General features: G+C 71.0%; 22 protein-coding genes and 1 pseudogene. 2 read left to right on the plus strand and 21 right to left on the minus strand.

The window, feature by feature from the left end; translation table 11 throughout:
• Positions 1-379 precede the first annotated feature (379 nt).
• From EAO71_RS08815 to EAO71_RS08875, 13 genes and pseudogenes are all read right to left on the minus strand, one after another.
• Positions 380-1,804, minus strand: a pseudogene (locus EAO71_RS08815) (cytochrome P450); the annotation flags it as partial.
• A 347-nt stretch (positions 1,805-2,151) separates the two neighbouring features.
• The gene (locus EAO71_RS08820) at positions 2,152-4,980 is read right to left on the minus strand and encodes a DEAD/DEAH box helicase (protein WP_147977206.1); all 2,829 of its coding nucleotides are present in this window, start codon (positions 4,978-4,980) and stop codon (positions 2,152-2,154) included.
• A gap of 124 nt (positions 4,981-5,104) precedes the next feature.
• On the minus strand, positions 5,105-6,064 hold the full coding sequence (locus EAO71_RS08825; protein WP_147977207.1) for a diacylglycerol kinase: 960 nt from the start codon (positions 6,062-6,064) through the stop codon (positions 5,105-5,107).
• Between the two features lie 40 nt (positions 6,065-6,104).
• Positions 6,105-7,007 (minus strand): twin-arginine translocase subunit TatC, encoded by a 903-nt coding sequence (gene tatC, locus EAO71_RS08830; RefSeq protein ID WP_187282730.1) that lies wholly within the window; start codon positions 7,005-7,007, stop codon positions 6,105-6,107.
• Between the two features lie 106 nt (positions 7,008-7,113).
• Positions 7,114-7,398: a Sec-independent protein translocase subunit TatA gene (tatA, locus tag EAO71_RS08835; protein ID WP_147977209.1), complete on the minus strand. Its 285-nt coding sequence runs from the start codon at positions 7,396-7,398 to the stop codon at positions 7,114-7,116.
• 187 nt (positions 7,399-7,585) lie between these two features.
• Positions 7,586-7,783 (minus strand): hypothetical protein, encoded by a 198-nt coding sequence (locus tag EAO71_RS08840; RefSeq protein ID WP_147977210.1) that lies wholly within the window; start codon positions 7,781-7,783, stop codon positions 7,586-7,588.
• Positions 7,784-7,818: 35 nt separating this feature from the next.
• Positions 7,819-8,073: a CpXC domain-containing protein gene (locus EAO71_RS08845; RefSeq protein WP_147977211.1), complete on the minus strand. Its 255-nt coding sequence runs from the start codon at positions 8,071-8,073 to the stop codon at positions 7,819-7,821.
• 125 nt (positions 8,074-8,198) lie between these two features.
• Positions 8,199-9,155, minus strand: a complete 957-nt coding sequence (locus EAO71_RS08850) for a helix-turn-helix transcriptional regulator (RefSeq protein ID WP_147977212.1) — start codon at positions 9,153-9,155, stop codon at positions 8,199-8,201.
• Between the two features lie 13 nt (positions 9,156-9,168).
• Positions 9,169-10,125 carry a helix-turn-helix transcriptional regulator gene (locus tag EAO71_RS08855; RefSeq protein ID WP_147977213.1) on the minus strand — a complete coding sequence of 319 codons (957 nt, stop codon included), beginning with the start codon at positions 10,123-10,125 and terminating at the stop codon, positions 9,169-9,171.
• A 139-nt stretch (positions 10,126-10,264) separates the two neighbouring features.
• A complete protein-coding gene (locus EAO71_RS08860; protein WP_147977214.1) occupies positions 10,265-10,636 on the minus strand; it encodes an FKBP-type peptidyl-prolyl cis-trans isomerase in 372 nt (123 codons plus the stop codon).
• A gap of 40 nt (positions 10,637-10,676) precedes the next feature.
• A complete protein-coding gene (locus tag EAO71_RS08865; protein ID WP_147977215.1) occupies positions 10,677-11,615 on the minus strand; it encodes an FKBP-type peptidyl-prolyl cis-trans isomerase in 939 nt (312 codons plus the stop codon).
• A gap of 365 nt (positions 11,616-11,980) precedes the next feature.
• Positions 11,981-13,342 (minus strand): Pup--protein ligase, encoded by a 1,362-nt coding sequence (gene pafA, locus EAO71_RS08870; protein WP_147977216.1) that lies wholly within the window; start codon positions 13,340-13,342, stop codon positions 11,981-11,983.
• A 9-nt stretch (positions 13,343-13,351) separates the two neighbouring features.
• Positions 13,352-14,674: an MFS transporter gene (locus tag EAO71_RS08875; protein ID WP_147977217.1), complete on the minus strand. Its 1,323-nt coding sequence runs from the start codon at positions 14,672-14,674 to the stop codon at positions 13,352-13,354.
• A 136-nt stretch (positions 14,675-14,810) separates the two neighbouring features.
• On the opposite strand from EAO71_RS08875, the gene EAO71_RS08880 reads away from it, so the two are divergent.
• Positions 14,811-15,830 (plus strand): LacI family DNA-binding transcriptional regulator, encoded by a 1,020-nt coding sequence (locus EAO71_RS08880; RefSeq protein ID WP_147977218.1) that lies wholly within the window; start codon positions 14,811-14,813, stop codon positions 15,828-15,830.
• 99 nt (positions 15,831-15,929) lie between these two features.
• Here EAO71_RS08880 and prcA read toward each other — a convergent pair whose 3' ends face one another.
• The 6 genes from prcA to arc form a co-directional block, all read right to left on the minus strand.
• Positions 15,930-16,691 (minus strand): proteasome subunit alpha, encoded by a 762-nt coding sequence (prcA, locus tag EAO71_RS08885; protein ID WP_147977219.1) that lies wholly within the window; start codon positions 16,689-16,691, stop codon positions 15,930-15,932.
• A 70-nt stretch (positions 16,692-16,761) separates the two neighbouring features.
• Positions 16,762-17,601, minus strand: a complete 840-nt coding sequence (prcB, locus tag EAO71_RS08890) for a proteasome subunit beta (RefSeq protein WP_147977220.1) — start codon at positions 17,599-17,601, stop codon at positions 16,762-16,764.
• Positions 17,553-17,810 carry an endonuclease domain-containing protein gene (locus EAO71_RS08895; RefSeq protein ID WP_147979183.1) on the minus strand — a complete coding sequence of 86 codons (258 nt, stop codon included), beginning with the start codon at positions 17,808-17,810 and terminating at the stop codon, positions 17,553-17,555. Before EAO71_RS08895 ends, prcB begins: the two co-directional genes overlap by 49 nt.
• Before the next feature lie 158 nt (positions 17,811-17,968).
• Positions 17,969-18,181, minus strand: coding sequence for a ubiquitin-like protein Pup (locus EAO71_RS08900; RefSeq protein ID WP_187282613.1), 213 nt, complete (start codon positions 18,179-18,181; stop codon positions 17,969-17,971).
• A 143-nt stretch (positions 18,182-18,324) separates the two neighbouring features.
• The gene (gene dop / locus EAO71_RS08905) at positions 18,325-19,836 is read right to left on the minus strand and encodes a depupylase/deamidase Dop (protein ID WP_147977221.1); all 1,512 of its coding nucleotides are present in this window, start codon (positions 19,834-19,836) and stop codon (positions 18,325-18,327) included.
• A gap of 223 nt (positions 19,837-20,059) precedes the next feature.
• On the minus strand, positions 20,060-21,826 hold the full coding sequence (arc, locus tag EAO71_RS08910; protein WP_147977222.1) for a proteasome ATPase: 1,767 nt from the start codon (positions 21,824-21,826) through the stop codon (positions 20,060-20,062).
• Positions 21,827-22,068: 242 nt separating this feature from the next.
• Between arc and EAO71_RS08920 the strand changes: the two genes are divergently transcribed.
• Positions 22,069-22,380, plus strand: coding sequence for a ferredoxin (locus EAO71_RS08920; RefSeq protein ID WP_147977223.1), 312 nt, complete (start codon positions 22,069-22,071; stop codon positions 22,378-22,380).
• Between the two features lie 77 nt (positions 22,381-22,457).
• On the opposite strand, the gene EAO71_RS08925 is transcribed toward EAO71_RS08920, so the two are convergent.
• Both EAO71_RS08925 and EAO71_RS08930 read right to left on the minus strand, forming a co-directional pair.
• The gene (locus EAO71_RS08925) at positions 22,458-23,039 is read right to left on the minus strand and encodes a hypothetical protein (RefSeq protein ID WP_147977224.1); all 582 of its coding nucleotides are present in this window, start codon (positions 23,037-23,039) and stop codon (positions 22,458-22,460) included.
• Positions 23,040-23,269: 230 nt separating this feature from the next.
• Entirely contained in the window at positions 23,270-24,157 is an 888-nt protein-coding gene (locus EAO71_RS08930; protein ID WP_019884997.1) for a tRNA (adenine-N1)-methyltransferase, read from the minus strand.

The raw sequence follows: 24,157 nt of genomic DNA on the forward strand, positions 1-24,157 counted from the left end.
GTCCTGGCCCGCCGCTTCCACCTCGACCTCGACCCCGGCGAGATACGCCCGGTGCCCAGCCTCACGCTCCAGCCGGACCGCGACGTCCTCGCCACCGTGCGGGCGAGGCCCGGCCGACCCGCCCGACGGGACTGGAACCCCGGACCTAGCCGGCCGCCGGCGCCTCTCGGGCTCCCGGAGCCTCACCGGACGTCGCGGCCCCACCGGCCCCACCGGCCCCACCGGACGTCGCGGTCTCGTCGGCCGACAGGGTCTCGCCTGCCGCCCCGGTCGCCCCGGCCGGCGCCGCCTCGGCGGACCCGGCCACGCCCGGATCCGCGCCCGGATCCGCGCCCGGATCCGCGCCCGGATCCGCGTCCTCGCCCGTCGGTCGGCCGGGCCTCGCCCGCACGGTGGCGAGGACGTCGCGGTCCGGCTGGAGCGTGAGGCTGGGCACCGGGCGTATCTCGCCGGGGTCGAGGTCGAGGTGGAAGCGGCGGGCCAGGACGGCGAGCACCAGGACGGCCTCGACCATGGCGAACCGCGTTCCGAGGCAGACCCGCGGGCCGCCACCGAACGGGAACCAGGCGTACTCCGGTATCTCCTCGGCGCCCTTGCCCTCGGCGCTCCCCCCGTCGGTCGCGCCGTCCTCCCCCGAGGCGCCGGGTGCCGCGGTGCCCCAGCGCTCCGGGCGGAACTCCTCGGGGTCGCCGAACCAGCGCGCGTCGCGGTGGGTCGCCCACTGGCTGCTCCAGACCCGCGTGCCGGGCGGAACGGGCCGGCCGCCGAGCACCGCACCCTCCTTGGCGATGCCGGTCAGAAGCCAGATGGTCGGGTAGAGCCGGAGGGTCTCCTTCACCACCGCCTGGGTATAGGGCAGCCGGGCGTAGTCCTCGAAGCCGGGCTCGCGGTCGCCGAGCACCCGGTCCAGCTCCTCGGCGAGGGCAGCCCGCACCCTCGGGTTGTGCGAGAGCAGGTGCCAGGCCCACACGAGGGTCGAGCTGGTGGTCTCGTGTCCGCCGATGTAGAGGGTGACGGTCTCGTCGCGGATCTCCTCGTCGGAGAGATGGGCGCCGGTCTCGTCCTGCGCCGCGAGCAGGCGGCTGAGCAGGTCGGGCCGCTCGGTGTCGCCGTCGCGGTGACGGGCGACGACCCGGCCGACCTCGGCGTCGATGACGGCGGCGGCCTTCTTGATGCGGGCGCGGCCGGGCGTGGGCACCCAGTCGGGCAGGATGGCTCCGATGCCGCTGAACTCGGCCCCGATCTCCTTCTGGGCGACGTCCATGGCCCGCCCGATGACTTCGGCGTCCGCCGCCGTGTCGACGCCGAAGATGGTGCGGACGGCGATGAGCTGGGTGAGCGCCGCCATCTCCTTCTTGACGTCAACGCGCTGTCCGTCGCTCCAGCGGTCGGCGAGGGCGACCGCGCACTCGGCCATGGTGGCGGCGTACGAACGGACCTGCTTGGGCCGGACGGACGGCTGGACGAGCGAGCGCTTGCGGCGCCAGTCGGCGCCCTTGGCGACGACCACGCCGTTGCCCAGGAGCGTGCGGAAGGCGATGCCGAGGTCAGGCTGGTCGAAGGTCCGCTCGATCTCGGTGAGGAGTTCGCCGATGGTGTCGGGGTGGGCGATGAAGAGGGCGGGACTCGGTCCGAACTGCCAGCTGACGAAGTCGCCACGCTCACGCAGCCGCTCGAAGAAGGCGAGCGGGTCCTTGCCGAACTCCGGCATGTTCCCGAGCAGGGGCACTCCCCGGGGCCCCGGCACGATCCTCTGTCCGTCGGACGCCTCGACGGCAGCCCGCGGACCCGCTTGCGTGGTCAAGTTCTCTTCCTCTCAACGGTGTTGAATCGTGTACGACTCCATGGAATCGGAAGGGTGTGCCACTCCGCCACCCCTGTGGACAACGGGCTGTGGACAACGAGCCACCACCGAAGGGGAGAAGACGCCCCGCCGCGTGCACCGCGGGCCGGGGCGCCGCGGCCGGGAGGAAGCGGGCCCGCCCGACACTGTGACGGAAGACCTCGACGGGCCCGTGGCGAAGGAAGAACCGGGGCACCCGAAAGGCCCGCGGCGACGAAAGGCCCCGGGGGCAAGCCGAAGGGGCCCGTGGCGACGGCCACGGGCCCCTTCGGGTGACTTCGGTGCGCTGTCCGACGGCCGTCCGGCCGTCAGCCCACCGAGCTGTAGGCGACGACCCCCCTGAGCAGCGAGTCGACGGCCTTGCGGGCGTTCTTCGCGACCGTGCTGTTCTCCTTGGGCGCGGCGGCGGCGATCTGACCGAGGACGTCGATGACCTGCTTGCACCAGCGGACGAAGTCGCCGGCCGGCATCTCGGCCTCGCGCAGCACCTCGTCGAGGCTCTTGTCCGAAGCCCACTGGTAGGCCGCGTAGGCGAAGCCCAGGTCGGGCTCGCGCTGGCCGACCCCCTCCGCCTGGTTGATCTTGAACTCCTCCTCCAGGGCGTCGAGCCGGCCCCAGATCCGCACCATCTCGCCGAGCGCGGCCTTCGCGTTGCCGGTCGGCAGCTTGGGCGCCACGGCGTCGTCGGCCTGCCGCGCCTCGAAGACCAGCGCCGATACGCAGGCGGCCAGTTCGGGCGGCGTGAGGCCCTCCCAGACGCCGTCGCGCAGGCATTCGCTGGCCAGCAGGTCGAGTTCGCCGTACAGCCGGGCGAGCCTCTTGCCGTTCTCGGTGACGGAGTCGCCCCGCAGGTAGTCGAGTTCGGTGAGGAGCGCGACGATGCGGTCGAAGGTGCGGGCGATGGTGTTGGTACGGCCCTCGATGCGCCGCTCCAGCTGCCGGGTGTCCCGCTGCAGCCGGTGGTAGCGCTCGGCCCAGCGGGCGTGGTCCTCGCGCTCGTCACAGCCGTGGCAGGGGTGGGCGCGCAGTTCCGTGCGCAGCCGGGCGATCTCGCGGTCGTCCGCGGCGGCCGAGCGGTCCTTGCGGTGCCGGTCGGGGTTGATGTGCCCCGCCTTCGTACGCAGGGCGGACGCGAGGTCGCGCCGGGACTGCGGCGAGCGCGGGTTGAAGGACCTGGGGATCCTCATCCGTTCCAGGGCTTCGACGGGGACCGGGAAGTCGATCGAGGCCAGGCGCTTGACCTGCCGTTCCGCGGTGAGCACGAGCGGACGCGGCCCGTCGTGCTGCTCGAAGCCCCGGTGGCCGTTGGTGCGGCCGGCGGGGATGCCCGGGTCGAGGACGAGGGCGAGGCCGGCGAACTTGCCGGTGGGCACGTGGATGACGTCTCCGGCTTTGAGCCGCTCCAGCGAGGCCGCCGCCTGGGCACGGCGCTGGGCGGCACCCTGCTTGGCCAGCTCGGTCTCGCGGTCCTTGAGGTCGCGGCGCAGCTGCGCGTACTCCTCGAAGTCGCCGAGGTGGCAGGTCATGCCCTCGCGGTAGCCCTCGAGGCCCTCCTCGTTCCGCTGGACCTGGCGGGAGATGCCGACGACGGACCGGTCGGCCTGGAACTGCGCGAAGGACGTCTCGAGCAGTTCGCGGGAGCGGTGCCGGCCGAACTGGTCGACGAGGTTGACGGCCATGTTGTACGACGGCTTGAAGCTGGAGCGCAGCGGGTAGGTCCGGGTGCCGGCGAGCCCGGCGAGGTGGCCGGGGTCGAGCCCGCGCTGCCACAGCACGACGGCGTGCCCCTCGACGTCGATGCCGCGCCTGCCGGCGCGGCCGGTGAGCTGCGTGTACTCGCCCGGGGTGATGTCGGCGTGCTGCTCGCCGTTCCACTTGACGAGCTTCTCCAGGACGACGGACCGGGCGGGCATGTTGATGCCCAGGGCCAGTGTCTCGGTGGCGAAGACGGCCTTGACGAGGCCGCGGACGAAGAGCTCCTCGACGACCTCCTTGAAGGTCGGGAGCATGCCGGCGTGGTGGGCCGCGATGCCGCGCTCCAGCGCTTCGAGCCACTCGTAGTAGCCGAGGACGTGCAGGTCCTCGTCGGGGATCGAGGCGGTGCGCGCCTCGACGATCTCGCGGACCCGGAGGCGCGCCTCGTCGTTGTTGAGGCGCAGCCCGGCGTACAGGCACTGCTGGACGGCGGCCTCGCAGCCGGCCCGGCTGAAGATGAAGGTGATGGCGGGCAGGAGCCCCTCGGCGTCGAGCCGTTCGATGACCTCGGGCCGGCCCGGCGTCCAGATGCGGGAGCGCTGGCGCCGCTCGCGCTCGCGGTCGGCCTCGCGGACCATCTTGCCGCGGCGGCGCTCGCGCGGGTTGTACGTGCGGGTGTTCTCGGTGCGGGCGAGGCGCATCAGGTCGGGGTTGACCTCGCGGCGGGAGGCGGCGCGTCCGCCGTGGTCGCTCTCCTCCTCGAAGAGGTCGTACATCCGGCGCCCGGCGAGGACGTGCTGCCAGAGCGGCACGGGGCGGCTCTCGGAGACGATGACCTCGGTGTCGCCGCGCACGGTGTCGAGCCAGTCGCCGAACTCCTCGGCGTTCGACACGGTGGCGGAGAGTGACACGAGGGTCACGGACTCCGGGAGGTGGATGATCACTTCCTCCCAGACGGCGCCGCGGAAGCGGTCCGAGAGGTAGTGCACCTCGTCCATGACGACGTACCCGAGACCGCTGAGGGTCTGCGAGCCCGCGTACAGCATGTTGCGCAGGACCTCGGTCGTCATGACGACGACGGGCGCCTCGGAGTTGACGCTGTTGTCGCCGGTGAGGAGGCCGACCTTGTCGGCTCCGTAACGCTTCACGAGGTCGGCGTACTTCTGGTTCGACAGTGCCTTGATCGGCGTCGTGTAGAAGCACTTGCGCCCCTGGCGCAGGGCGAGGTGGACGGCGAACTCGCCGACGATGGTCTTGCCCGAGCCGGTGGGGGCGGCGACGAGCACGCCCTTACCCGCTTCGAGGGCCTGGCAGGCCTCGATCTGGAACGGGTCCAGACCGAACTCGTACATCTCGCGGAAGGGGGCCAGCGCCGTGGCCTGCTCGGCGTTGCGTGCCCGGGCTGCTGCGTACGCTTCGGCTGGTGTGAGGTCCTCTGTCATCTTGTTGTCGAGCCTACCCGCCGACTCGGACAGTGACGCGATCTTTAAATGACCGCCGCGGGAGAACCGCCGGACGGCGCGAACCGGCCGTGGGACGGCCCCGGGACACGGCCGGCGGCGACGGCTACGACGTCCGTCCGGTCCCGCGCCCAGGCTCGAGCTCGAGCTCGGGCTCGGGCTCGGGCCCGGGCCCGGGCTCGGGCGCCAGGATCCGGAGCGCGCCGGGCACGCAGTGCGCCGTGAGCGGCAGCGGGCCGAGCGGCTCGCCGTCGGCGTAGCCGGTGACACCGGGCGCTTCGAGGGTGACGGCGCGCGCCCGGTGGACGGAGACCACCGGGTGGTCGAGGTGGGTGCCCCGGTAGACCCGCGGGAAGACCTTGAGGAGGGTGGTGCGGGAGCAGTCGCCGACGACGGTCACGTCGAGGAGGCCGTCGTCCATGCGGGCGTCTGCGCAGATGCGCATTCCCCCGCCGTAGGAGGTGCCGTTGCCCACGGCGACGAGCGTGGCGTCGATCAGCCGCTCGCTGCCGTCGTCGAGGGTGAGCCGGTACGGGACGGGCTGGAAGGCGGCGAGTTCGGCGATCATGGCGAGGTCGTACTTGAACCGGCCGGCGGGCAGGCGCATGCGGTTGCCGCGGTCGTTGACGCGGGAGTCGAACCCGGAGGCGAGGACCGTCCCGAACCAGCGGTCGCCGACCCTGCCGAGGTCGATGCGCCGGCCGCCGCCCGGGAGCAGTCCGGCGGCCAGCCGGGCGGCCGCCGCGGGTTCGCGCAGGGGGAGGCCGACGGCGCGGGCGAAGTCGTTCCCGGTGCCGACGGCGACGACGCCGAGCGGGGTGGAGGTGCCGGCGACGGCCTGGAGGGCGAGGGAGACCATGCCGTCGCCGCCGACGGCGACGAGCGCGCCGGTCCCCCGGGCCACGGCCTCACGCGCGCGCCGCAGGGCGTCCGGGGCGTCGGTTCCCTGGACGGTGCGGACCGTGAGGCCGGCGTCCTGGAACGCGCGAGCGGCCGGCAGCGCGGCGTCCGCGCCCCGGCCGCGTCCCGCGGTGGGATTGACGAACAGGGTGATCTCGCTGGTCATGGGTCCCCCCGGGACGGAGTCTGCGGGGGACCCTACAAGATCAGGTGATGTCGTCGTAACCGCCCTGGCGAAGTGCGCGGGCGCCTTCGGCGTCGCCGGTGGCCTGCTCGGGCAGGGCCCGGACGGCGCTGACGGGTTCGACGGCTCCGACGGCCTCGGGGGTGTGGTCCAGGGTCGACGCCTCGTCGTCGTCGAGCTCGGCGTCCGGGTCACGACGGGCGCGGCGCCGGTCGTTCAGGAGCGAGAAGGCGACGGCGGCGAGGTACAGCACGGTGATGGGGCCGGCCAGGGCCAGCATGCCGACCGGGTCCGTGGTGGGGGTGATGACGGCGCCGAAGACGAAGACGCCCATGATCACGCCGCGCCACCAGCCGGCCATCCGGCGGCCGGTCAGGATGCCGGTCAGGTTGAGCATGACCAGGACGAGGGGGAGCTCGAAGGCGAGGCCGAAGACGAGCACCATGCGCAGGGTGAAGTCGAGGACGTCACCGAGGGACAGGATGTTCGCCGAGCCGCCGGGCGTGAGGCTGATGAGGACCTTCACGCTGATGGGAAGAATGAGGTACGCGAGGTAGGCGCCGGCGGTGAACAGCGGCACCGCGGCGCCGACGAAGGCGTACGTGTACTTCTTCTCGTTCTTGTGCAGGCCCGGGGCGATGAAGGCCCACAGCTGGTAGAGCCAGATCGGGCTCGCGACGACGAGGCCGGTCACGAGGCTGACCTGGATCGTCGTGCTGAACGGGGCGATCAGCGTGTTGAAGGAGACGATCGCGCAGTTGCCGCCGTCGCTGGTCACGCCGGGGGCGCACTTGGGCACCGACTTCGTCAGGAACTGCATCAGGTCCTCGCTGTACACGAGGGCCACGATGGTGACCGCGGCGATGGCCAGGAGGCCCTTCGCCATGCGGTTGCGGAGCTCACGCAGGTGTTCCACGAGGGGCATGCGGCCCTCGGGATCCTTCACCTGCTTGCGGGCAGACTTCAGCAACCCACGTCCTCATCTCGTGCGGCAGACCGCCGCTCGGTGCGGCGGACTGCGGCGGACCGGGTCAGCGCTTGGTGGTGTCCGAGGGCTCGGTCACGGGGCGCGCGCTGGTCACGTCCCCGGGCGAGGCCTGGATGGTGCGCGGGGCGGCCTGGTCCGCGGCGCCGGGGTGCGGCGGGTCGGCGGGGGCGGGCTGCTGGTCGTCCGACTTCATCGCCTTGGCCTCGCTCTTGAGGATGCGGGCCGACTTGCCGAGGGAACGGGCCATGTCCGGGAGCTTCTTGGCGCCGAACAGCAGGATGATGACGACGAGGATCAGAATGATCTCGGTGGGGCCGAGCCTACCCATAGCTGTTTACCTTCTTCACCGAGGCGACATGGAGTGCGTGTGCCCGGCGGGTCGGACATGCGTCCGGCCACCGCGCTGTCTGCGATCGTAACCCGCAGGAGTAAACGCAGGGCAATGCCCATGCATACTCACGATTGCCGACCGGGCGGCCGGGACGGGGCCCCGCGTCGCAGGGTGCGGCAGGGGATCAGCGCAGGCCCTCGCCGCTGCGGGCCAGGTCTCCGGCCGCCCTTTCGAGGTCTTCGGCAGCGCGATTGATGCGGGCCGTGGTATCCGCGACCTGGCGGCCGAGCCGCTGGGCCTCGACGAAGACCTTGATGCCGAGGACGCCGAGGACGGCGATGCCGAGGAATCCGAGAGCGATGGCGAGCATGGGCCAGAACATGTGCCGAGCCTAGACGCTGCGCGGACCGCGACGCGTCAGACGGTGGGGTGCAGGCGCAGGGTGCGGACACCGCCGCCGGTGAGGAGTTCGACGATCCGCTCCCCCGCGGGCTTGCGGACGGCGCTGCCGCACTCGGGGCACGTGAAGGAGTAGAAGGTGGTGCGGCGGCTCGCTCCGATGGCGAGGCGCAGGGCGCTCGCGGCGAGTTCGAAACGGGAGCGGCAGTCGGGGCAGGCGGCCTTGAAGAACACCGGCGCGATCGATGCCGTCATTCCGTGCATCACGGACATTTCCTCATCCCTCTCGACTCCCCGCACACGCGCGCTCGCGCGATCCGATCGGTTCCACAGACAACAGCGCCCACCGCACGGGGAATGTCACCTTCCCCTTTCCCCGCCCGCAGGCGGGGAACCCGTCACCCGCCGTCCCCGTAGGCGGCGAGGGCGTCCGCGGCGGCCTGCCGGGCGCTGTCGGCGAGGTCCTGCGGGGCCACGATCCGCCCGTCGCTGCCGAGCCGCAGCGCGAGCCTGCGCAGCGAGGCCGGTGCGGGCGTGCGCAGGGTGATGCGCAGTCCCCCGTCGGCCAGCTCCTCGGCCCGGTCGTGCGGGTAGTACTCGGCGACCCAGCGACCGCCGGGCCCGACCTCCACGACGACCTCGGGGTCCTCGGCCGAGGGCTGGACGAGCCCTTCGGACAGGTCGCGCAGCTCGATCTCCGGCGGTGCGGACTGCTCGTCCAGGATCCGGATCTCGGCGACGCGGTCGAGACGGAAGGTGCGGCGCGCCTCGGAGAGCCGGCACCACGCCTCCATGTAGGTGTGGCCGACGGCGAAGAGGCGGATCGGGTCGACCTCGCGCTCGGTCAGTTCGTCGCGGGCGGGCGAGTAGTACCGCACCCACAGCCGGCGACGCTCCGAGATCGCCCGGTCGACCTCGGCGAAGACGCCGCCCTCGGACTCGAAGGTGACCGAGAGCCGGGCGCTGGCGCCGGCGGTCTCACCGGCCGCCGTCTCCAGCTTGGCGGTCGCGCGCAGCAGCGCCTCCCGGTCGCTCTCGCGCAGTCCGGGCAGGGTGGCGACGGCCCGGGCGGCGACCAGCAGCGCGGTCGCCTCGTCGGCGGCCAGTCGCAGCGGCTCGGCGACGTCGTCGGGGTTGTGCCACCAGATGCGGTCGCCGTCGGTGTCGATGTCGAGGAGGTCGCCGCCGCGGAAGCTGGTGCCGCACATCGGCAGCACGTCGAGGTCGGAGATCAGCTCGTCCTCGGTGATGCCGAAGGCGCGGGCGACGTCGGCGACGTGGGCGCCGGGCCGCTCGCGGAGGTAGGTGACGAGGGAGAGCATCCGCCTCGTCTGGTCGATCGCGTTCGCTGCCATGCCGTTCGTCCCCTCAGCCCTTGGCCACGGCGCGCAGCCGGTCCATCACGTCGGCCCGCAGGTCGGCGGGCTCCAGTACGACGACGTCCGGGCCGAACTCGACGAGCCAGGCGTCCAGGCCGTGTCCGTACGGGATCTCGAGCTCGTCCCAGCCGTCCGCGCCCTCGCTCACCGAGCGGGCACGCGCCCGCAGCGGGTAGCCGCAGCCGACACGCAGCCGGATCCGGGCCGAGCGGGTGGCGATCTCGCCGGACCAGCGCTCGACGGTCTCCCGGACGGTGACGACATCGGGCACGGGCGCGGTGAAGGCGCCGGCCCGGGAGCGGACCTTGCCGGTGATGCGGGAGAGACGGAAGACGCGCTCGGCGCCGCGGTCGCGGTCCCAGCCGGCCAGGTACCAGTGGCCGCGCACGCACTCGAGCGTCCAGGGCTCGACCTGGCGGGTCTCGGGGCGGGCGGCGGTGGCCTTGCGGTAGTCGAAGACGACGGGGCGACGGTCGCGGCAGGCGAGCATCAGGGGCTCGAACGCGGCCTCGTGCACGGGGATGCGCGGCTCCAGCGCGCTGTGCTGCGCCTCGTACGAGTCCTCGGCCTCGGGCATCCCGGCGGCGCGGAGCTTCTGCAGGGCGCCGCTGGCGGCCCCGGCGAGACGGGCCTGCTGCCAGACCTTCGCGGCCAGGCCGAGGGCGGCGGCCTCCTCGGCGTCCAGCGTGATGGGCGGAAGGCGGTTGGAGTCGCGCCGGGCGAGGTAGCCGGTCTCGCCCTCCAGGTTCTCGACGGTCGCGATGACCAGGCCGAGCTCGCGCAGATCGTCCTTGTCGCGCTCGAACATCCGGTTGAACGAGTCGTCCGTGCTCGCTTCCATGTACGCCTCGATGGAGCCGCGGAGCTCACGCTTGGAGAGCGGCCGCCGGGTCCCGAGCAGACAGAGCGCCAGATTCATCAGCCGCTCGGCCTTGGCAATCGCCATCGACGCCCTGCACCTCTTCTGCCGGATTGACTTCTCGGACGTCCGACCGTACCGCCCCGGGGTGTCCGGGCAAAAGCCGAGGGCCCATGCCGGACGGCATGGGCCCTCGTCATGACCGTTTACGGTCGGATGCGACCGATCAGACGGCGACCAGGTCGCAGACGAAGATCAGCGTCTCGCCCGGGGCGATCTTGCCGCCGGCGCCGCGGTCTCCGTACGCGAGGTGCGCGGGGATGATCAGCTGGCGGCGGCCGCCGACCTTCATGCCCTGAACGCCCTTGTCCCAGCCCTGGATGACCTGGCCCACACCGAGCTGGAACTGCAGCGGGGTGCCGCGGTTCCAGGAGGAGTCGAACTCCTCGCCGGTGGAGAAGGAGACGCCCACGTAGTGGACGGAGACGGTGGCGCCGGCCTTGGCCTCCGGACCGTCACCCTCCCAGATGTCCTTGATCTCCAGGTCCTTCGGCGGCTCGCCGCCCGGGAAGTCGACCTCGGGCTTCTCGATGCTCACTGCACTGCTCCTCATACCGGTGTACTGCGTCGGGACAGTCTTACACCTTCGCCAGGATGTCCAGGGCGAACACCAGGGTGGATCCCTTCGGGATTCCCTGCTTCTCCTCGTTCCCGAACGCCTCGGACGGCGGGGCGACGATCAGGATGCGACTGCCCACCTTCTTGCCGGTGATGCCGTCCTTGAGGCCCTTCAGGGTCAGCTGGGCGAGCGGGAAGTTCTCGGTCTTGCCCCGCGCGTAGGTGGAGTCGAAGACCTTGCCGTCCTTCCACAGCGCCGCGACGTAGTTCACGACGACCGTGTCGGTGTTCTTGACGACGTCGCCCTTGGACTCGAGGACGTAGTTCGAGACGAGCTTGGTCGGCGGGTCGACCTTGGGGACGGTCAGCGAGGGCGCCTTGCCGTCGGTGTTGGTACCGACCTTCGGCAGGTCCTTGTTGTCCTGGGCGACCGCGGTGCCCGTGGCGGACTTGGGGATCGTGGTCGCCTTGAGGATGTCCACGACGAAGACGAGGGTGGCGTTGGGCTTGATGTCGCCCTGGCCCTGCGCGCCGTAGCCGAGGTCCGGCGGGATGCCGAGTTCGACCCGGCTTCCGACGGTCTGGCCCTCCAGGCCCTGGTCCCAGCCCTTGATGACCTGACCGGCGCCCAGCGTCAGGTCGAACGGCTGGCCGCGGTCGAAGCTGTTGTCGAAGGGGGTGGTGGAGTCCCACGCCTGACCCAGGTAGTTCACCTGGATCGCGTCGCCCTTCTTCGTGACCGCGCCGTCGCCCTTGCTGATCACATTGACCTTGAGCTCCTTGGGCGGATCCCCCTCTCCCTTCGCGAGGGTGGGCTTCTCTCCGAACTTCTCGCCCGCGGTGATGGCGGGCAGCCCGTTCTTCATCGAGGCGGAATCGGAGCCCTTGTCGTCGCTGCCGCAGGCCGCTGTCGAGAGCAGCAGCAGCGGGACGACCAGTAGGCCGGCAAGTCGGCGCACGTGTTCCTCAGATCTCAGACGGCACAGTAGTTGCTCGACACTCTAGGGGGTGCCACGCCGATCAGGCCGGATCGGTGAGCGGGGCCCGGTGCGTGCGATCGCAAGGCGGAGGAGGGAGCCCATGCGGAGCATCGGCGACCGACGACAACGCGGCGAGCGTGCGTGCCAGGGCACGCGAGCCCGGCCTGCTCGGTGAGGCATCCCCCAGGGGGGTGCCGCGCCGATCAGGCCGGATCGGTGAGCGGGGCCTGGTGCGTGCGATCGCAAGGCGGAGGAGGGAGCCCATGCGGAGCATCGGCGACCGACGACGCACGTCAGGCCCCGCACGTGGGACGTGCGGGGCCTGACGTGTCGTGAGGTCGGGGCTACATTCCGGCGATCAGCTTCTCCACCCGGTCGTCGACCGACCGGAAGGGGTCCTTGCACAACACGGTGCGCTGGGCCTGGTCGTTGAGCTTGAGGTGGACCCAGTCGACGGTGAAGTCCCGTCGCTGCTCCTGCGCGCGGCGGATGAAGTCGCCGCGCAGTCGCGCCCTGGTGGTCTGCGGGGGCACGGACTTGCCCTCGAAGATCTTCATGTCGTTGCAGATCCGGGCCGCCTGCCCCTTCCTCTCCAGGAGGTAGTAGAGCCCTCGGCGGCGGTGGATGTCGTGGTAGGCGAGGTCTATCTGCGCGACCCGGGGGTGCGACATGGTCATGTTGTTCTTCGCCCGGTACCGCTCGATGAGCTTGTACTTCATGACCCAGTCGATCTCGGTGCCGATGCGGTCGAGGTCCTCGGCCTCGATGGCGTCGAGGGTGCGCCCCCACAGCTCCAGCACCTGGGCGACCGTGCCGGTGCGGATGCCGCGGCGGTCGACGAAGTCCGCGGCCTTCTCGTAGTACTCGCGCTGGACCTCCAGGGCGGAGGCCTCGCGCCCGCTGGCGAGTCGGACCTTGCGCTGGCCGGTGATGTCGTGACTGACCTCGCGGATGGCCCGGATGGGGTTCTCCAGCGTCAGGTCGCGCATCACGGTGCCCGCCTCGATCATGCGCAGCACCAGGTCGGTGGCGCCGACCTTGAGCAGCATGGTCGTCTCGGACATGTTGGAGTCGCCGACGATGACGTGGAGACGGCGGTAGCGCTCCGCGTCCGCGTGCGGTTCGTCCCGGGTGTTGATGATGGGCCGGGAGCGGGTCGTCGCGGAGCTGACGCCCTCCCAGATGTGCTCCGCCCGCTGGGAGACGCAGTAGACGGCGCCGCGCGGGGTCTGGAGGACCTTTCCGGCCCCGCAGATGAGCTGCCGGGTGACGAGGAAGGGAATGAGGATGTCCGCGAGCCGGGAGAACTCTCCGTGGCGGGCGACGAGATAGTTCTCGTGGCAGCCGTAGGAGTTTCCCGCCGAATCGGTGTTGTTCTTGAAGAGATAGACGTCGCCGGCGATTCCCTCCTCGTGCAGGCGGCGTTCGGCGTCGACGAGCAGACCTTCGAGAATGCGCTCGCCGGCCTTGTCGTGGGTGACCAGTTCGGTCACGTTGTCGCATTCCGGTGTTGCGTATTCCGGATGCGAACCCACGTCGAGGTACAGGCGGGCGCCGTTCCGCAGGAAGACATTGCTGCTGCGGCCCCATGACACGACACGGCGGAAGAGGTAGCGCGCCACTTCGTCAGGAGACAGTCGGCGCTGTCCCCTGAACGTGCACGTGACGCCGTACTCGTTCTCCAGCCCGAAAATGCGGCGGTCCATGACTGAACATTACGCCTGATGCCCTGCGCTGAAACCGGGTTCGACGGCCCCGTTTCGATCATTTTCCGATGGGTCGGTGTTCTTTTCGGCGTGTCCGGGGTTCCCGCCGCCGGCGGCCACGGCGTGTCGTGTCCGGTGACCGGGCGTCCGGAGGACGCGGCCGGTGGCCAGGAGGACCAGGAGCGCCGCGAAGCCTCCGGCGCCGGCGACACCGAAGCCCGCGGTGGTTCCGGAGAGTTCGACGACGGGTCCGGCGACGGCCGAGCCGAGGGCGGCCCCGACACCGAAGGTGGTGACGAGCCAGGAGAAGGCCTCGGTGACCGTGCCGGTCGGCGCGTGCCGGTCGACGACGATGAAGCCGCACGCGAGGGCGGGGGCGAGGAAGACGCCGGAGAGCGCGGCGAGCGCGGTCATCGGCACGACCCCGGGCGTGAGCATCAGGGGCAGGTAGCCGAGGGCCAGCAGGCCGACGATGACGCGGAGCCGCCGCTCGGGGGCGCTGGACCAGTGGCGGGCACCGTAGGCGACACCGCCGATGAGGGCTCCGAGGCCGAGCGCGGCCATCAGCCAGCCGTAGGCCGCCTCGTTGCCCTGGTCGTCGGCGTACGCGAGGCCGGCGACGGTGATGGAGCCGAGGGCGAGGCCGACGAAGAAGAACGAGCCGAGCAGGGCGAGCAGTCCGGGCGAGCGCAGGGCGCCGAGCCAGTGGGCCTCGCGGGGTTCGGAGCGCCAGACGCGGGAGGGCTCGGAGACGACGACGGAGAGCGCGCCGAGGACGCCGAGGACGTTGATGACGACGAGGGCGGCGGCGGGCGACCAGAGGGCGACGAGGAGGGTCAGCAGCAGCGGGCCGACGGTGAACATGACCTCCTGGGCGACGGCGTCCAGGGCGTAGGCGCGGTGGACCCGGTCCTCGCGCCCCAGCACGCTCGGCCACAGGGCACGCAGGCCGCCTTCGAGGGGCGGGGTGAGGAGTCCGGCGACGACCACGGCCGCGTAGGCGAGGGGGAGGTGGCCGATGCCGGCCAGGGCCAGGACGATCATGCCGAGGGCGGAGACGAGCGCGGCCGGGAGCTGGACGCGCGGCTGTCCCTTGAGGTCGACGGCCCGGCCCAGGAGGGGCTGTCCGACGGCGGTGGCGATGCCGTAGGCGGCGGTGAGGCCGCCGGCGAGGCTGTAGCTGCCGCCCTCGGCGCGGGTGAAGAGCACGATCGCGATGGGGCCGGTCCCGTTGGGGAGCCGGCCCACGAGGGTCCCGGTGAGCAGCCGCAGGGCGTGCGGCGCCCCGAGGATGTCGCGATAGCCGCCCGTCGTCCTGGCCTCGGTGGCCATGTCGGTCTCCTCTCCCCCGGTGCCCACCCCCGAGGTTTTACGTATAACTTCTTGCGTCATACGTACCATGGCGACATCCCGTGGGTCCAGCCCACGGGTCGGCAGCAGGCAGGGACCGTAGATCGCGGAGGCATGTGTGCAGACCCCGGAACCGCTCGGCGGACCGCGGCCGACCAGTCGTGACGTCGCCAGGGCCGCTGGGGTGTCCCAGGCCACCGTCTCGCTGGTGCTGGGCGACAAATGGCGCGGCCGGGTCTCGGAGCGGACGGCGGAGTCGGTACGGGAGGCCGCGCGCGGGCTCGGGTACCGGCCGAACCTCGCGGCGCGCAACCTGCGCCTCGGCCGGACCAGGACCGCCCTCCTCGTGGTCCCGGCGCTGACCAACGAGTTCTTCGCCCGCGTCTACACCGGCGCCGCCACGGTCGCCGCCCGCCACGGCTTCGGGGTGGTGCTCTACCCCTCCCCCGACGGCGTCGGACCCGCCCGGGACCCCTTCGCCTCGGCCCGCGCCGCGCTCGACGGCGTCATCGCCTCGTCCATGGCCTCCGACGCCCTGGAGGCGTTCCGGGGGACGGATCTGCCGCTGGTGATGCTGGACAGCGACCCCGCCGACACCGCGGCGGCGGCGCACGTGAACCTCGACGTCGCGGACGGCATGCGGCAGATCACCGGGCATCTGCTGGGCCTCGGCCACCGCAGCTTCGTCCACCTCGCCTCCGCCGTGCCGTCCTGGACCTTCGACGTGCGGGCGACGGCGCTGCGGGAGGCCCTGCGGGACGTGTCCGTACGCACCGTCCGCGCCCCGCTGGACGTCGACGGCGCCCGGGCCGCCGCCGAGCTGGCCCTCACCGGCCCGGGCCCCCGGCCGACGGCGTTGATCTGCGACGACGACATCCTGGCGGCCGGCGCCTGCAAAGCGGTCCGGCGGCTGGGGCTGCGGGTGCCCGAGGACGTCTCGGTCACCGGCTTCGACGACCTGGCGCTCGCGACCGCGCTGGAGCCCGAGCTCACCACGATCCGGCTGCCCGCCGAGACCATCGGGGAGCGGGGCATGGCCGCGCTCCTCGCCGTTCTGGCGGGCGAGCCGCCGCAGGCCGGCGATCTGCCGGTGACCCTGAAGCCCCGCGGCTCCTCGGGCCCGCCGCCCGCGGTCTGACGTCATCGCCCGCCCCGCGGCGCCCCGGCCGGGGACCGGGTACGCCGTCGGCCCCGGTCCGCTGGGCGGGCCGGGGCCGACGTGACTGCCTGCGGGGACCTACTCCGCCGACTCGTCCGGAATCTCGTCCGACGGGTCGTCCGTCTTCGCGATCGCCGCGTTGTCCGCCTCCATCAGACGCACCAGCTGGCGTCCGATGATCCGCTTGAACTTGCGCTGCTGCGGACGCGTGCGGTCCAGCACGGCCACCTCCAGGCGCTCGGCGGGGATCTCCCGCTCGCTGCCGTTGGTGTCGCGCGAGAGCGCCTGGACGGCGAGCTTCAGCGCCTCCGCCAGGGACATCCCGTCGCGGTGCCGCTGGTCCAGGAAGCTGCTGATCTGCTCGGCGTTGCCGCCGACCGCGACCGAGCCGTGCTCGTCCACGATCGACCCGTCGTGCGGCAGCCGGTAGATCTGGTCGCCCTCGGGCTCGGCGCCCACCTCGGCGACGACCAGCTCCACCTCGTAGGGCTTCTCGCCCGCGCTGGAGAAGATCGTGCCGAGCGTCTGGGCGTAGACGTTGGCCAGGCCGCGCGCGGTCACGTCGTCGCGGTCGTAGGTGTAGCCCCGCAGGTCGGCGTAGCGGACGCCGCCGATGCGGAGGTTCTCGTACTCGTTGTACTTGCCGGCCGCGGCGAAGCCGATCCGGTCGTAGATCTCACTGAACTTGTGCAGTGCGCGGGACGGGTTCTCGCCCACGAAGACGATGCCGTCGGTGTACTGGAGGACGACGAGACTGCGGCCCCGGGCGATGCCCTTGCGGGCGTACTCGGCCCGGTCGGCCATGGCCTGCTGGGGTGAGACGTAGAACGGAGTCGACACCGGTGGTCCGTCCCTTTCTTCTGGGCGCTGGGGATGCCCCGGACGCGGTCCGGGAGAGGGCGACGGTGGGTCAGAGCAGGGCGGCGCGCGGGCCGTCGGGCTGCTCCAGTCGCCGATCGGTGACCGAGCGGGCGAGCGCCGAGGACTCCTCCTCGGTGAGCCGCCGGAAGCCCTCGTCGGTGATGACGGTGACGATCGGGTAGATGTGCCGGTAGAGGTCCGGTCCACCGGTCGCCGAGTCGTCGTCGGCCGCGTCGTACAGCGCCTGCACGACCAGCGTGGTGGCCTGTTCCTCCGTCAGGTCGGGACGGTAGAGCTTCTTCATCGAGCCGCGGGCGAAGATCGAACCGGAGCCCGTGGCGGCGAAGCCGTGCTCCTCGGAGCGGCCGCCGGTCACGTCGTAGGAGAAGATCCGGCCCTTCTCCTTGCCCTCGTCCCAGCCGGCGAAGAGCGGGACCACCGCGAGGCCCTGCATGGCCATGCCGAGGTTGCCGCGGATCATGGTGGAGAGGCGGTTCGCCTTGCCCTCCAGGGAGAGGGTCGCCCCCTCCACCTTCTCGAAGTGCTCCAGCTCCAGCTGGAACAGCTTGACCATCTCCACGGCGAGGCCGGCGGTGCCGGCGATGCCCACGGCCGAGTACTCGTCGGCCGGGAAGACCTTCTCGATGTCGCGCTGGGCGATCATGTTGCCCATGGTCGCGCGGCGGTCACCGGCGAGGACGACTCCGCCGGGGAACGTCACGGCCACGATCGTGGTGCCGTGCGGTGCCTCGACGATCCCCTCGGGAAGCTTCCGGTTGCCGGGGAGCAGCTCCGGCGAGTGGTCGGAGAGGAAGTCCAGGAACGAGGACGACCCCGGCGTCAGGAAGGCAGCTGGTAGACGCCCGGTGCTACGAGTGTTGGCTTCCACGCGTGTCCCTCCAGGTATGAGTCGGCCCGACGCATCGTGTCGGGATCCTCTCCCAACGAGCCGGTGCCCGTATTGCAGTTGCTGCACGTTGTGCCACGGACCCTACCCGTCCCGTGGCGGTGATCCACATGTACTGCGCGAGCAGTACGGCGGATCGTCGTGGATGCCTCCCGGGTCCGCCSGGCGGACGGCCGGGCGGTGCTGCGGATGCGCGGCGGAGCACGGCGCGGGTGCGCCCGGCGCCCGCCGGCGCCGTGACGGGGAGGACGTGCGCGGCCGGGTCACCACCCCACCGCGCACGCCGCTCCTCAGTCCTGGCTCGGGGCGCGCGCCCCGCTCTCGGCCTTCGAAGCGAAGGCAGCGGTGGCTACTGGCCACCCTTCTGCACGAACGATCGCACGAAGTCCTCGGCGTTCTCCTCCAGGACGTCGTCGATCTCGTCCAGGACGGAGTCGACGTCGTCGCTCAGCTTCTCCTGGCGTTCCTGGAGGTCGGAGCTCGCCTCCGCGGTCGTCTCCTCGACCTCTTCCGTGGAACGCGTCGCCTTCTGCTGTCCGCCGCCGGTGTCCTTGGTCGCCATATCCCTCACCCCGCTCGAATCGGCCCGCTCGGTTGGGTCTCTCAAGATCAGACCCTACAAGCCAGGTCTGACATCGGCCCCGCAAATCGGTACAACGCCCGGGCACTAGTCCCATGATTCCCAATGCCCGGGCATTTCAGGCGTCAGGCGCCCGACAGGACGCGGACCAGTTCCTCGGCCGTCCGGCACCGGTCCAGCAGCTCCTTGACGTGGTTCCTGGTGCCCCGCAGGGGCTCCAGGGTCGGCACGCGCTGGAGCGAGTCCCGCCCCGGCAGGTCGAAGATGACCGAGTCCCAGGAGGCCGCGGCGACGTCGTCCGCGTACTGCTCCAGGCAGCGGCCCCGGAAATAGGCCCTGGTGTCCTCCGGAGGCTTCGTCTCGGCCCGTACGACCTCGGTCTCGTCCAGGAGCCGCTTCATGCGCCCACGGGCCGCCAGGCGGTTGTACAGGCCCTTCTCGGGGCGCACGTCGGCGTACTGGAGGTCGACCAGGTGCAGCCGGGCCGCGTCCCAGTCCAGGCCGTCCCGGCGCCGGTAGCCCTCCATCAGCTCGCGCTTGGCGATCCAGTCCAGCTCGCCCGCCAGGCTCATCGGATCGTTCTCGAGCCGGTTGAGCGTGTCCTCCCAGCGGCTGAGGACGTCCTTGGTCTGCTCGTCCGCGTCGACGCCGTAGCGCTCGTCCACGTACTTCCTGGCCAGCTCGAAGTACTCCATCTGGAGCTGCACCGCGGTGAGTGTCCGGCCGCTGCGGAGCGTGACCAGGTGCTGGAGGGTCGGGTCGTGCGAGACCTGGTGCAGGGTGCGCACCGGCTGGTCCACGGCCAGGTCCACGTTGACGAAGGAGTCCTCGATCATCGACAGGACCAGGGCGGTGGTGCCGAGCTTGAGGTAGGTCGAGATCTCGGAGAGGTTGGCGTCACCGATGATCACGTGGAGCCGGCGGTACTTCTCGGCGTCGGCGTGCGGCTCGTCCCGGGTGTTGATGATCGGGCGCTTCAGCGTGGTCTCCAGCCCCACCTCGACCTCGAAGTAGTCGGCGCGCTGGCTGATCTGGAAACCGTGGTCGCGGCCGTCCTGGCCGATGCCGACCCGGCCGGCGCCGGTGACGACCTGCCGCGAGACGAAGAACGGGGTCAGGTGGCGCACGATGTCCGAGAACGGGGTCTCCCGCTTCATCAGGTAGTTCTCGTGCGTCCCGTAGGAGGCGCCCTTGTTGTCGGTGTTGTTCTTGTAGAGGTGGATCGGCTGGGCACCGGGCAGCTGGGCGGCCCGCTCGGCGGCCTCGGCCATGATCCGCTCGCCCGCCTTGTCCCAGAGCACGGCGTCGCGGGGGTTGGTGACCTCGGGGGCGCTGTACTCGGGGTGGGCGTGGTCGACGTAGAGGCGGGCACCGTTGGTGAGGATCACGTTGGCCAGGCCGATGTCCTCGTCGGTCAGCTGGCTCGAGTCGGCGGCCTCGCGGGCGAGGTCGAAGCCGCGGGCGTCCCGCAGCGGATTCTCCTCCTCGAAGTCCCAGCGGGCGCGGCGCGCCCGGTGCATCGCCGCCGCGTAGGCGTTGACGATCTGGGACGAGGTGAGCATGGCATTGGCGTTCGGGTGTCCCGGGACGGAGATCCCGTACTCCGTCTCGATGCCCATTACTCGCCGTACGGTCATGCGGCCCTCCTTGCCCGGCGGCGCTCCCCTTCGGGTGCGGCGCTCAAGTACCGCTCTCTGCCGATGCGTGTGCGGTGCCCGTCCCCGCACTGCGCGCCTCGGCGGTACCGAAGAGCCTAGAGCGACTCCGCGCCGGTGGGGAGATCGATTACGTCTTTGCTGCGGGGGAAAAGCGGCCGGCTGCGGATGCCCGTGGTCCGGACATCCGCAGCCGGTGTGCGATCTACAGGTACTGACCGGTGTTCGCCACCGTGTCGATGGAGCGTCCCGTGTCCGCGCCCTGCTTTCCGGTGACGAGGGTGCGGATGAAGACGATCCGCTCGCCCTTCTTTCCGGAGATCCGGGCCCAGTCGTCGGGGTTGGTGGTGTTGGGCAGGTCCTCGTTCTCCTTGAACTCGTCCACGCAGGCCTGGAGGAGATGGGAGACGCGGATGCCCTTCTGGTTGTGGTCGAGGAAAGCCTTGATGGCCATCTTCTTCGCCCGGTCGACGATGTTCTGGATCATCGCTCCGGAGTTGAAGTCCTTGAAATACAGGACTTCCTTGTCGCCGTTGGCGTACGTGACCTCCAGGAAGCGGTTCTCCTCGGATTCCGCGTACATCTGCTCCACGACGGACTGGATCATTCCGTGCGCGGCGGCCTCCTTCGAGCCCTGGTGCTCGGACAGGTCGTCCGAGTGCAGGGGCAGGGTCGGAGTGAGGTACTTCGCGAAGATGTCCTTCGCGGCCTCCGCGTCCGGACGCTCGATCTTGATCTTGACGTCGAGCCGGCCGGGCCGCAGGATCGCGGGGTCGATCATGTCCTCGCGGTTGGAGGCGCCGATGACGATGACGTTCTCCAGCCCCTCCACGCCGTCGATCTCGGCGAGCAGCTGCGGGACGATGGTGTTCTCCACGTCCGAGCTGACACCGGATCCACGGGTGCGGAAGAGGGATTCCATCTCGTCGAAGAAGACGATGACGGGGGTGCCCTCGCTCGCCTTCTCCCGAGCACGCTGGAAGACGAGGCGGATGTGCCGCTCGGTCTCGCCGACGTACTTGTTGAGGAGCTCGGGGCCCTTGATGTTCAGGAAGTACGACTTCCCGGCGGGCTGACCGGTCACCTCGGCGACCTTCTTGGCAAGGGAGTTGGCCACCGCCTTGGCGATGAGCGTCTTGCCGCATCCGGGCGGTCCGTAGAGCAGGATGCCCTTCGGCGGACGCAGTTCGTGCTCCTTGAAGAGATCCGGGTGGAGGTACGGGAGCTCGACCGCGTCGCGGATCATCTCGATCTGGCCGCCCAGACCGCCGATCTTGTCGTAGTCGACGTCGGGGACCTCTTCGAGGACGAGCTCTTCGACCTCGCTCTTGGGGATCACTTCGTAGACGTAGCCGGACCTGGGTTCGAGCAGCAGGGCGTCGCCGGGTCGGATGGTGGTGTCCAGCAGCGTCTCGGCGAGCCTCACCACCCTCTCCTCGTCGGTGTGCCCGACCACCAGGGCACGCTCGCCGTCCTCGAGGACCTCCTTGAGGGTGACGATGTCCCCGGCCCGCTCGAACGCCATGGCCTCGACCACGTTGAGCGCTTCGTTGAGCATGACCTCCTGGCCGCGCCGGAGCTCGTCGAGCTCGACGCTGGGGCTGACGTTCACCCGGAGCTTGCGGCCCCCGGTGAAGATGTCGCAGGTGCCGTCCTCGTTCGTCTGCAGGAAGACACCGAAGCCGGCCGGCGGCTGTGCGAGCCGGTCGACCTCCTCCTTGAGGGCCACGATCTGGTCGCGGGCCTCACGGAGGGTATTGGCGAGTCGCTCGTTCTGCGCGGACACGCCGGCCAGGTTTGTCTGCAGCTCGACGATCCGCTCTTCGAGAATCCTCGTATGGCGCGGAGAGTCGGCGAGCTTGCGGCGCAGGACGGCGATTTCCTGCTCGAGATAGGCAACCTGGCCGGCGGGGTCTTCAGACCCCCGCCCCGGCCGGATGCCGCGGTTGATGTCGTCGTCGTGGGCTGCCACGGTCCTCACCTCCTCCAAGGGGAGCTGGACGCTTCCTGACCCTACCTGCGTGGGTGGTGATTGAAACCCCTAGATCACAAAGACTGTCGGGGTGTGTCCGATCTTCACCCTTGCGCTTCCCCTCACGCCAGGTGAATACCCACCCATCAACATCGGAAAGCCGGCGGTTGTATCGTCGTCAGTGGTCAACACCCGTCAGGCTTGACCGGACTTACGAACCAGACGCAGAAACGGCAGGAATCATGACCGTGCAGCACGAGGCCCCGACGACGGGCGCCGGCGAGGCGCTGGAGGTCTGGATCGACCAGGACCTCTGCACCGGAGACGGGATCTGCGTGCAGTACGCGCCCGAGGTCTTCGAGCTCGACATCGACGGCCTGGCGTACGTGAAGAGCGCCGACGACGAGCTGCTGCAGGACGCGGGCGCCACGACGCCGGTGCCGCTGCCGCTGCTCCAGGACGTGGTGGACTCCGCGAAGGAGTGCCCCGGCGACTGCATCCACGTACGCCGGGTCGCGGACCGGGTCGAGGTCTACGGTCCTGACGCGGAGTGACGATTCGGGTGCGTGATGCTCACGCTCCGTCGCCGGCGGCCGGGTTCCCGGCGGCGGCGACGGAGCGGTGAAGTCCTTCAGAGGGCGCGGGCGTCGTCCTGGCCGCTGCGGACGAACGCGCCGCCCCGCCAGCGCCACTTGACCTTCTCCTGCTCGTCGGGGCAGCAGCTGGGCACGTCCGGGGACGAGTAGCCGAGCAGGGTGGCGGTGACCGCCCCGTCGCGCACGGTCAGGTCCGCGACGTTCTTCTGCTGCGCCGGCTCCACGAGGGTGGCCACCACACGCGCGGCGCCCTTCTCTCCCCGGGTGAGGACGTAGATCCCGCTGGGCGGGGTGCCCGATCCGGCTTCGCAGTGCACGACTGCGACGGTCTCGGGGTTTCCGTCCCCGTCGAGATCCCCCTGCGCCTGCCGGGCGACCTTGCTCGGCCCTCCCCCGCACTGCAGCGGGTAGTCGGCTCCGGCGGCGTCCGGGGCGGGCGCGGCCGCGGGCGCGGCGGCCGGGGCGGTCTTCGGTCCGGCCTCGGTGGTGGCGGTCGCCGCACCGGGCTGCAGCAGGCCGGCCGCGGCGACGACGGCGGCCATCGCGGTCGCGGTGGCCAGCCAGTGCACCGGCCGGGCGTGGGTGTGCGCGAGGTCCGGGACGGCGGAGGGCTGCACGCGAGACGTCTCCTGTGAGGGTGGTGCGGAAGGAGTTCCGGGCATCGTGCCACACGTCACAGGCGGGCGGAACAGCCGGGGTACGGGGATCCCGGCGGGCCGGGCGGTGAAATGCCGAAAGCAAACGCGAACGTGCCCGAACGTGAAGGTGCCGCCGTCGAGTTCCCGCGGCGGGGCGGGAACTCGACAGCGGCGCGCTGTGGTTGTCGGGACGTCAGGCCCGGGGGACGTCAGCCCTTGTTGGGGCCTTCGTAGTCCTCGCCGTAGGCGCCCTTGGCGGGCCGGCGGCGGCGCATCGGGGGCTCGACGCCGTCGGCGAGACGGCGGGCGGTGACGAGGAAGCCGGTGTGGCCGATCATCCGGTGGTCCGGGCGGACGGCCAGGCCCTCGACGTGCCAGTTGCGGATCATGGACTCCCACGGCTGCGGCTCGGCGTAGCAGCCGAACTCGCGGATGGACTCCACGGTGCGCGCGAGCTGGGTGGTGGTCGCCACGTAGCAGCAGAGGATGCCGCCGGGGACGAGCGCCTTGGAGACGGCCTCCAGGCACTCCCAGGGAGCGAGCATGTCCAGGATGACGCGGTCGACGTCCGTGTCGGACAGGTTGTCCTGGAGGTCGCCGACGGTCAGCTGCCAGGCCGGGTGCGGGCCGCCGAAGTAGCGCTCGACGTTGCCCTTGGCGATCTCGGCGAAGTCCTCACGGCGCTCGTACGAGTGCAGCATGCCGCTGTCGCCGATGGCGCGGAGCAGGAAGCTGCTGAGCGAGCCCGAGCCGACCCCGGCCTCCACGACGCGTGCGCCGGGGAAGATGTCGGCGAAGGCCAGGATCTGCCCCGCGTCCTTGGGGTAGACCACGGCGGCGCCGCGGGGCATGGACAGGACGTAGTCGGGGAGCAGGGGGCGCAGCGCAAGGTAGGCGACGTTTCCCGTGGTACGGACAACACTGCCCTCGGGAGCACCGATCAGCTCGTCGTGGGGGAAGGAACCCTTGTGGGTGTGGAAGTTCTTCCCGGCCTCGAGCGTGAACGTGTAGTGGCGTCCCTTGGGGTCGGTGAGCTGGACCTGGTCCCCGACCTTGAAGGGCCCGCGACGGCGGGCGGCACCGGTCGGTTCGGACAT

The organism is Streptomyces sp. MS191, from assembly GCF_008042125.1.
Lineage (GTDB): Bacteria > Actinomycetota > Actinomycetes > Streptomycetales > Streptomycetaceae > Streptomyces.